Origin of the sequence: Vulcanococcus sp. (assembly GCF_044369115.1) — a bacterium.
Lineage (GTDB): Bacteria > Cyanobacteriota > Cyanobacteriia > PCC-6307 > Cyanobiaceae > Vulcanococcus.
The window spans coordinates 1-7,462 of record NZ_JBIPMN010000134.1; the positions used below are offsets into that span (position 1 = coordinate 1).

Annotated in this window: 11 protein-coding genes; 4 read left to right on the forward strand and 7 right to left on the reverse strand. The window is 67.6% G+C overall.

Annotation, left to right across the window (positions count from 1 at the left end; translation table 11 throughout):
- The 3 genes from ACIQ2E_RS10665 to ACIQ2E_RS10675 all read left to right on the forward strand — a co-directional run.
- Nucleotides 1-125, forward strand: a 125-nt coding sequence (locus ACIQ2E_RS10665; RefSeq protein WP_398330094.1) for a winged helix-turn-helix domain-containing protein, incomplete at its 5' end; no start/stop codon positions are given.
- A 67-nt stretch (nucleotides 126-192) separates the two neighbouring features.
- Nucleotides 193-1,713 carry a lysine--tRNA ligase gene (gene lysS / locus ACIQ2E_RS10670; RefSeq protein WP_398330067.1) on the forward strand — a complete coding sequence of 507 codons (1,521 nt, stop codon included), beginning with the start codon at nucleotides 193-195 and terminating at the stop codon, nucleotides 1,711-1,713.
- A gap of 72 nt (nucleotides 1,714-1,785) precedes the next feature.
- Nucleotides 1,786-2,049, forward strand: coding sequence for a hypothetical protein (locus ACIQ2E_RS10675; RefSeq protein WP_010312387.1), 264 nt, complete (start codon nucleotides 1,786-1,788; stop codon nucleotides 2,047-2,049).
- A 21-nt stretch (nucleotides 2,050-2,070) separates the two neighbouring features.
- Here the strand turns inward: ACIQ2E_RS10675 and ACIQ2E_RS10680 are convergent, their stop codons facing one another.
- From ACIQ2E_RS10680 to egtB, 7 genes are all read right to left on the reverse strand, one after another.
- Nucleotides 2,071-2,790, reverse strand: a complete 720-nt coding sequence (locus ACIQ2E_RS10680; RefSeq protein WP_398330070.1) for a YdcF family protein — start codon at nucleotides 2,788-2,790, stop codon at nucleotides 2,071-2,073.
- A gap of 44 nt (nucleotides 2,791-2,834) precedes the next feature.
- Complete coding sequence (locus ACIQ2E_RS10685) at nucleotides 2,835-3,269, reverse strand: PIN domain-containing protein (protein WP_398330073.1); 435 nt, start codon at nucleotides 3,267-3,269, stop codon at nucleotides 2,835-2,837.
- Complete coding sequence (locus ACIQ2E_RS10690; protein ID WP_398330076.1) at nucleotides 3,266-3,535, reverse strand: FitA-like ribbon-helix-helix domain-containing protein; 270 nt, start codon at nucleotides 3,533-3,535, stop codon at nucleotides 3,266-3,268. Before ACIQ2E_RS10690 ends, ACIQ2E_RS10685 begins: the two co-directional genes overlap by 4 nt.
- Nucleotides 3,536-3,704: 169 nt before the next feature.
- The gene (locus ACIQ2E_RS10695; RefSeq protein ID WP_398330079.1) at nucleotides 3,705-4,199 is read right to left on the reverse strand and encodes a hercynine metabolism protein; all 495 of its coding nucleotides are present in this window, start codon (nucleotides 4,197-4,199) and stop codon (nucleotides 3,705-3,707) included.
- Nucleotides 4,196-4,435: a hercynine metabolism small protein gene (locus tag ACIQ2E_RS10700; protein WP_398330082.1), complete on the reverse strand. Its 240-nt coding sequence runs from the start codon at nucleotides 4,433-4,435 to the stop codon at nucleotides 4,196-4,198. Before ACIQ2E_RS10700 ends, ACIQ2E_RS10695 begins: the two co-directional genes overlap by 4 nt.
- A 20-nt stretch (nucleotides 4,436-4,455) precedes the next feature.
- Nucleotides 4,456-5,439, reverse strand: coding sequence for an L-histidine N(alpha)-methyltransferase (gene egtD / locus ACIQ2E_RS10705; RefSeq protein WP_398330085.1), 984 nt, complete (start codon nucleotides 5,437-5,439; stop codon nucleotides 4,456-4,458).
- Nucleotides 5,436-6,659, reverse strand: a complete 1,224-nt coding sequence (gene egtB / locus ACIQ2E_RS10710) for an ergothioneine biosynthesis protein EgtB (protein ID WP_398330088.1) — start codon at nucleotides 6,657-6,659, stop codon at nucleotides 5,436-5,438. Before egtB ends, egtD begins: the two co-directional genes overlap by 4 nt.
- An 84-nt stretch (nucleotides 6,660-6,743) precedes the next feature.
- Here egtB and ACIQ2E_RS10715 point away from each other — a divergent pair.
- The coding region (locus ACIQ2E_RS10715; RefSeq protein ID WP_398330091.1) for a cysteine synthase A at nucleotides 6,744-7,462 on the forward strand (719 nt) is incomplete at its 3' end.

The window sequence follows — 7,462 nt, forward strand, 5'->3', positions numbered from 1 at the left end:
TGGCTCGCCTGCGCGGCAAGCTTGAGCCCGATCCCCGCAACCCCGAGCTGATCCTCACGGTGCGCGGCACTGGCTACGCCTCCCAGCGCGTGGGTGAGCTGCCGGGAATGGCTGCGGCAGGCTGAGGCTGATCCGCGCTTTGGCTGCACCACGCTCCTGCAGGATGGCCGCACGCTGAGTTGCACCGGTCCTTTGTCTGAGCTGCGCGAGACCCGCCTCGAGAAAGGCAAGGCCCTGGCTGAGCTGGGCCAGGGGCCCTATGCGCTGCGCTTTGAGCCCAGCCACCGCACCGCCGAGCTGCAGCAGGCCCACGCTGATCTGGCCAACGGCGAGGAACGCGAGGTGGCCGTGGCCGTGGCCGGCCGAGTCATGACCCGCCGCGTGATGGGCAAGCTCGCTTTTTTCACCCTGGCCGATGAAACCGGCCCGATCCAGCTGTTTATCGAGAAGGCCACCCTGGCCGCCTCGATGCCAGACGACCCTGAGGCCTTCGCTCACATCACCTCCCTGGTGGATGCCGGTGATCTGATCGGTATTCAGGGCACGCTGCGCCGCACCGACCGCGGCGAGCTCTCGGTGAAGGTGAAGCAATGGCAGATGCTCAGCAAGAGCCTGCAGCCTCTGCCCGATAAGTGGCACGGCCTTGCCGATGTGGAGAAGCGCTACCGCCAGCGCTACCTCGATCTGATCGTGTCGCCCCACACCCGCGAAACCTTCCGCCGGCGGGCGGTGGCGGTGAGTGCGATTCGCCGTTGGCTGGATGAGCGCGGCTTCCTCGAGATCGAAACGCCGGTGCTCCAGAGCGTGCCCGGCGGCGCCGATGCCCGGCCGTTTGAAACCCACCACAACGCCCTCGATCTACCGCTCACCCTGCGCATCGCCACCGAGCTGCACCTGAAGCGGCTTGTGGTGGGCGGCTTTGAGCGGGTGTATGAGCTCGGCCGGATCTTCCGCAACGAGGGCATCAGCACCCGGCACAACCCGGAGTTCACCTCGATCGAGGTGTATCAGGCCTACGCCGACTACAACGACATGATGGATCTCACGGAGCAGCTGATTGCTCACGTGTGCCAGCAGGTGTGCGGCAGCACCGTGATCAGTTATCAGGGCACCGAGATCGATCTCACGCCCCCCTGGCGCCGGGTGACCATGCATGAGCTGGTGCAGGAGGCCACCGGCCTGGATTTCACGGCCTTTGCCTCGCGTGCTGAAGCGGCCGTGGCGATGGAGGCCAAGGGCCTGGCCGCTCCGGTCCTGGCTGATTCGGTGGGCCGCCTGCTGGTGGAGGCGTTTGAGCAAACGGTGGAATCCGATCTGATCCAACCCACCTTTGTGATCGATTACCCGGTGGAAAACTCGCCCCTGGCCAGGGCCCACCGCAGCAAGCCCGGCCTGGTGGAGCGTTTTGAGCTGTTCATCGTGGGGCGCGAAACCGCCAATGCCTTCAGCGAACTGATCGATCCGGTGGATCAGCGCCAACGCCTGGAGGCCCAGATGGCCCGCAAGGCCGCCGGCGATGACGAAGCCCAGCAGGTGGATGAAGACTTCATCCAGGCCCTCGAAGTGGGCATGCCTCCCACAGGTGGTCTGGGGATCGGCATCGACCGCCTGGTGATGCTGCTCACCGACAGCCCTTCGATCCGCGACGTGATCGCTTTCCCGTTGTTGCGCCCCGAAGCCCGCAGCGCCGCCGCCTCCACAGCAGGCGACTGATTGGCCCTGCGACGCGCAATGGGATAATCAACCCTAGTAGGCAATCTCCCCCAGACGGGGGCACGGGATCCCATGAGTGGTGAGCGCGTCGGTTTCCGCTTCAAGCACGCTGATGCGGTGGTGAAGCGCAACCCCCAGGGCCGCTCCCGCCGCGGCTGGGTGATGGAGCCCGTGGAGCAAACCACCAGCCGCGGCACCAAGATGCCCGCCTATCGCATCCGTTGGCGCGATAGCGAACGCCCGGAGATCGTGCTCCAGCACATGCTCATTGCCGACCCCGACCCCACTCCTCCGCCCGAAGGCGTCAGCCTGGTGCCCCCGGCTCCTAAGCAGTAATCCTGGGCATCAGGGCAGGTCTCACGACCAGCCCTTGAGCCGGTAAATCGCCAGGCCCAGATGTTCCTTGAGCGCCACACTACTCAGATGCAGCGCCTCGGCATCGGGCAGCACACTTTTCACCACTGAACCTGCCGTCGGCTGGCCGTAGCCGCTGCGCTGGCGGAAGGTGGCCAGTGAGCGCGGCATGTGAAAGGCGCTGGTGACCAGCAGGATCCGCTTCCAGCCGCGTTGGCGCGCCAGAGCGCCGATGTCGCGCGCTTCCTCCGCGGTGGTGCGGGAGCCTGGATTGATCAGGATCTGGCTCGCTGGGAGACCCAGCTCCACCGCCAGCTCCCGGGCGCTGACCGCCTCTGGAGGTGCTGGATCCGCCGCCGTGAAGCTGATGCTGCCGCCGCTGGTGATCAGCAGGGGCGCCCTGTTCTCGCGCATCAGGCGCAAGCCGGTGAGCAGCCTGTCGCCCCCTTCCGACACCTCCACGCCTCGCCGTGGCGCCAGGGCCGGCTTGAGGCCGCCGCCCAGCACCAGCACCGCATCGCCTGTGGGGATCGCCGCCGGCGTGAGTGCCGATGCGCGTTCCTCCAGGCCCCAGATCAGCTGCCGGCTAGTGAACGGCATGGCAAACAGCCAGATCAGTCCGATACCGGCGCCGCTCAGCCCCAGCCCCAAGCCCCGTTGGCCCCGAGCCGCCGTGCCCAGCCCGGCCAGCTGCAGCAGCAGGCCCAGCCCCAGGGGATACACAAACAGCGGCAGCAGCTTGGAGAGCAGGAAGCCGATCGGTGGGGTCAGTGCGATGCCGCGGAGTCGGCGAAAGGATTGATCAGTCCGATGGTCGTGTCGTTGAAGTGGCGGTAGTTGCGTGTGGCGAGCTGCGCGCTGCGGGCGAGGGCGATGCCAGCGATCAGGGTGTCGCGAAGGTCAACGCTGGTGCCTTTGGCCTGGCGCATGGCTGCCAGCTGCGCCGCCTGCTGGGCGGCTTGGCCATCGAGCGGCGCGATTCGCCCCTCAATCAGATGCTCCAGCAGTTGATCGAGTTGTTGGTGCAGTTTCACTTGGCGGCGCTGCTCAGGATGGATGCTGGCCCCAAAACGCAGTTCGAACACCACCACGCTGGGTAGCCAGATCTGCTCGGGTGGTTGCGCATTCAGCCACGTCACCACCACTGCATCCGGTTGCCTCTGCATGAGGGCCGAGATCACGTTGGTGTCAAGCAGGATCACGGTTGGGCGTCGCTCTCGAAGTGGGCTGGACTGGCCTCGCTGCCGCGCCATTCCTGGATCGGTGCATCCAGGGGCGCCTCCGCAAAGAGCGCTGAAATCTGGCTCCCCAGACCTGCGTTGCCGGCACTTCCGAGCGGTTCAAGCTCAACGGCGCGCCGCAGGATCAGCCGCACTTCCTCTTCCATGCTGCGGCCGTGGCGTTGGGCCTGCCGTTGCAGCGCCTCTTTCACGGCGGGATCGAGTTGCCGCACCAAGAGTTGCGCCATGGGCCTCCAGTGGTTGATAGCATGCTAGCGCCGGAAGGGGGGGTGGCCTTTGCGTTCCTGGCGCGATCCATCCTTTTGTACAGACTGTCCAGAAGTTTGGACAGTGCTGCGCAGAGCTGTTGTGGCTTGGGTGGCGATGGTTCTCGGTTCGACCTTCGCTGAGCGGTGTTCAGCGGCTGCGCTGTTGACGTCGCCGCATCGCTTCAAGCTCTTGGTCCACTTCAAAGCGCGCCCAGGCTTGATCGAGGGGCTCGTTCGCTGGGCTGGCAGAGCTTGTGTGGGCCGCTGCAGTGGGTTGTGCGGCCGCCGCCGCCACGTTGTTCCGCACCTCCCGGCCCAGCTGCTCCAGTGCCTGCCAGCGCAGCCGGCCGCGTTCCATCAGCTGAGCCACATGCTGATCGGCTCGGGTGGCGAGGTCTGCAGCGCCGGCGCTGCTGGCTCGCGCGCTGCGATCGCGCCACTCGCGCACGTCTGCTGCAATCTGCAGCAGTTCGCTGCGAAGTGCTTCAGCCTGCAGCAGTTGCTGGCGCTGGCGTTGCTGCTGGTCGCGCCGCGCTTGTTCGTTGAGCAGCGCTTCCTGGGCGGGATTGGCCCGCAGGAAGGCCTCCAGCTGCTGCTCCAGCCGCGCTTCCAGCTGCTCGAGCCAGTCGGCCGCCGGGCTCATGGCGCCTCAGTGCTGTCTGGCGCCCGGGTGATCAGCGGTGCTTCGATTTCTTCTTGCAGCGGCGTGATCGCCGCCTCGCGCGAGCGCAGCAGCAGCTGGGTGAGGCGGGCGATGCCGCCCTCGCCGAGGTTCTGGCTGGCCAACTTTTCGAAGGCGTTGCCGTAGAGCTCCTCCAGCTGGGCAATCAGGCTCTCGCGCAGTTCGCGCACAGCCCGGCGCTGTTCTTCCCTCGACATGCTGAGCCTCTCCGCTGGAGTCAGTCTGCCTGCACCAGCAGGTGCAGCGACAAGTCGTCAGCCGGGTCGCTCCAGCGCTCGGCTCCCTTCCAGCCGGCGGAGCCCGCCAGCTCCAGAAAGGCTGCGGGGCTGTACTTGGCGCTGGTTTCCGTGATCAGCGCTTCGCCGGCTTCAAAGGCCCACACCTGCCCCGCAAGCTCCACCTGTTGGTCTCTCTGGCTCACCAGTGCCATCTCAATCTGGCTCTGCTCCGGCTTCCAGATGGCCCGGTAGGCAAATGCCTCCAGATCAAAGTGGCCTGCCAGATCGCGGTTCAGCCGTCGCAGCAGGTTGAGCGCAAACGCCGCCGACACGCCGGCCTCGTCGTTGTAGGCCGCCTCCAGCCGCTCCACCGCCTTGGGCTGATCGATGCCGATGAGCAGCTTGCCGCCGGGGCCGAGCAGCCGCCGGAATTGCGCCAGCAGCGTGCGGGCCGCCGCCGGCTCGAAGTTGCCCAGGGAGCTGCCCGGGAAGAAGCCGAGGTGGGCTGTGCCGCTGAGCAGTGGATGCTCTGGTAGGGCATCCAGCTGGCTGTAGTCGCAGCACACGCCAAGGATTGGCACATCGGGGAATTGCCCCTGCAGGCGGGTGCAGGCTGCCTCGAGGTGTTCGGCGCTGATGTCGAGCGCCACATAGGCCGGCTGGGCCAGGGCCTGCAGCAGCGGCGCCACCTTGCGGGCGCTGCCGGCGCCGAATTCCACCAGGGTGCCTGGGCCCAGGGCGGCGGCGATCGCGGGAGCTTCCCGCTCGAGCAGCGCCGTTTCGGTGGCGGTGAGCGTGTACTCCGGTTGCTGGCAGATCAGATCGAACAGGCGGGAGCCTTCGGCGTCGTAGAGGAACCAGGCCGGCAGTTGCTTCGGGCTGCGGCTGAGGCCTTCGACCACCAGCTGGCGCATGTCCGCCGGATCGGGATGCAGATCCAGAAGGGGCGCTGCGGCTACGCCTGTGGCACCGCTACTGCTCATGCCGCCACCTCGCGCGCCAGCCGCACGCCGCTCGCCATCCAGCGGCTCACTGGTGGATAGAAGTTGCGGTAGGTGAGCCGCGCGTGGCCGGCTGGGGTGAGGAAGCAGCTGCCGCGCAGCACGAATTGCGAGGTCATGAACTTGCCGTTGTATTCCCCCACGGCGCCCGCCGCCGGCGCGAAGCCGGGGTAGGGGCGATAGGGGCTGCCGGTCCACTGCCAGAGGCAGCCGTAGGCCTGAGGCAGGTCGCCGCCGGCCGCCGCCAGCTCCCATTCCGCTTCACTCGGGAGCCGCGCCCCGGCCCAGCGGGCGTAGGCATCGGCCTCAAACCAGCTCAGATGCCGCACCGGTGCCTCGGGCTGCCGCTGGCGTCGCCCCGCCAGGGTGAACTCCCAGTCGCCCCGCCAGTAGCGCGGGGCCTGCCAGCCCCGTTGCTGCACCACCGCCCAGCCTTCGCTCATCCACAGCTCCGGCCGGCTGTAGCCCCCATCGGCGATGAAGGCGGCGAACTCGGCGTTGCTCACCAAACGGTTGGCGATCGCGAAGGGCTCCAGCCAGATGCGGTGGCGGGGCGCTTCGTTATCGAAATGGAAGGTGCCGGGCGAGGGGCCGGGGCCGCTGCTCCCCCCGGGGTGACCGATCTCCACCAGCCCTCCCGCAACCTCGATCCAGCTCGGAGTGGCTGGGGCCGCCTCGGCGCCGGCTTCGTAGGTCTGCTCGGGCTCCACGCCACCGGAGCCGGCGGGATACGCCGCCGGCTCCAGCGGGTTTCGGCTGAAGCCATCGAGCAGATCCATCAGCAGCAGCTCCTGGTGCTGTTGCTCGTGTTGCAGGCCCAGCTCCACCAGCCCTGGATCAAGGTGTTCCAACGCCTGCTCGAGGGCCGCCGTCACCCGCTGGCGCCAGGCCAGCACCGCGGCGATGGGTGGCCGGGTGAGCAATCCGCGTTGCGGCCGCGGATGCCGCTCCCCCACGGCCTCGTAGTAGCTGTTGAACAGATAGCCCCAGCCGCGCTCGGCCGGTTCGTAGCCGGGCCGCTGCCGCAGCAAAAACTCCTCGAAAAACCAGCTGGTGTGACCCAAGTGCCATTTGGCGGGGCTGGCATCGGGCATGCCCTGTAGGCAGAGGTCTTCTGGCTCAAGCCCCGCAATCAGCGCTTCGCTGGCCTGGCGGATCTGGCGCAGCCGGGGGAGCAGGGCTGTGGCTGCGCAAGGCGCCATGGAGTGGGGGCGTCTGCGCCGACCCTAGGTGTGGCAGCAAGGCCCCTACGATCGCGCCACTGCAGAACGCGTGGTGGCGAGCGCATGGCGGCCAGCTCTCCGGGAATCACCTCCGGCTTCGTGGGTGCCGTCGGCAACACGCCGCTGATCCGTCTCCACGCCCTGAGCGAGGCCACCGGCTGCGAGATTCTCGGCAAGGCCGAATTCATGAACCCCGGCGGCTCGGTGAAAGACCGCGCCGCTCTGGGAATCCTGCTGGAAGCGGAAGAGCAGGGCCTGCTTCAGCCCGGCGGCACGGTGGTGGAGGGCACCGCCGGCAACACCGGTATCGGCCTCACGCACCTGTGTAACGCCCGGGGCTACAGGGCGTTGATCGTGATTCCGGAAACGCAGTCGGCCGAGAAGATCGGCCTGCTGCGCAGTCTTGGCGCTGAGGTGCGCACGGTGCCGGCGGTGCCCTACCGCGACCCCAACAACTACGTGCGCCTTTCGGGCCGCATCGCCGAGGAAACCCCCGGCGCTGTTTGGGCCAATCAGTTCGACAACCTGGCCAACCGCCGCGCCCACTTCAACAGCACCGGTCCTGAGATCTGGCAGCAGACCGGCGGCCAGGTGGATGCCTGGGTGGCGGCCACCGGCACCGGCGGCACCTACGCCGGCGTGGCCCTCTACCTCAAGCAGCAGAACCCAAGCGTGCGCTGCGTGCTGGCCGACCCCCACGGCAGCGCGCTTCACAGCTGGGCCACCAGTGGTGAGCTGGCCAGCGAGGGCAACTCGATCACCGAGGGCATCGGCAACAGCCG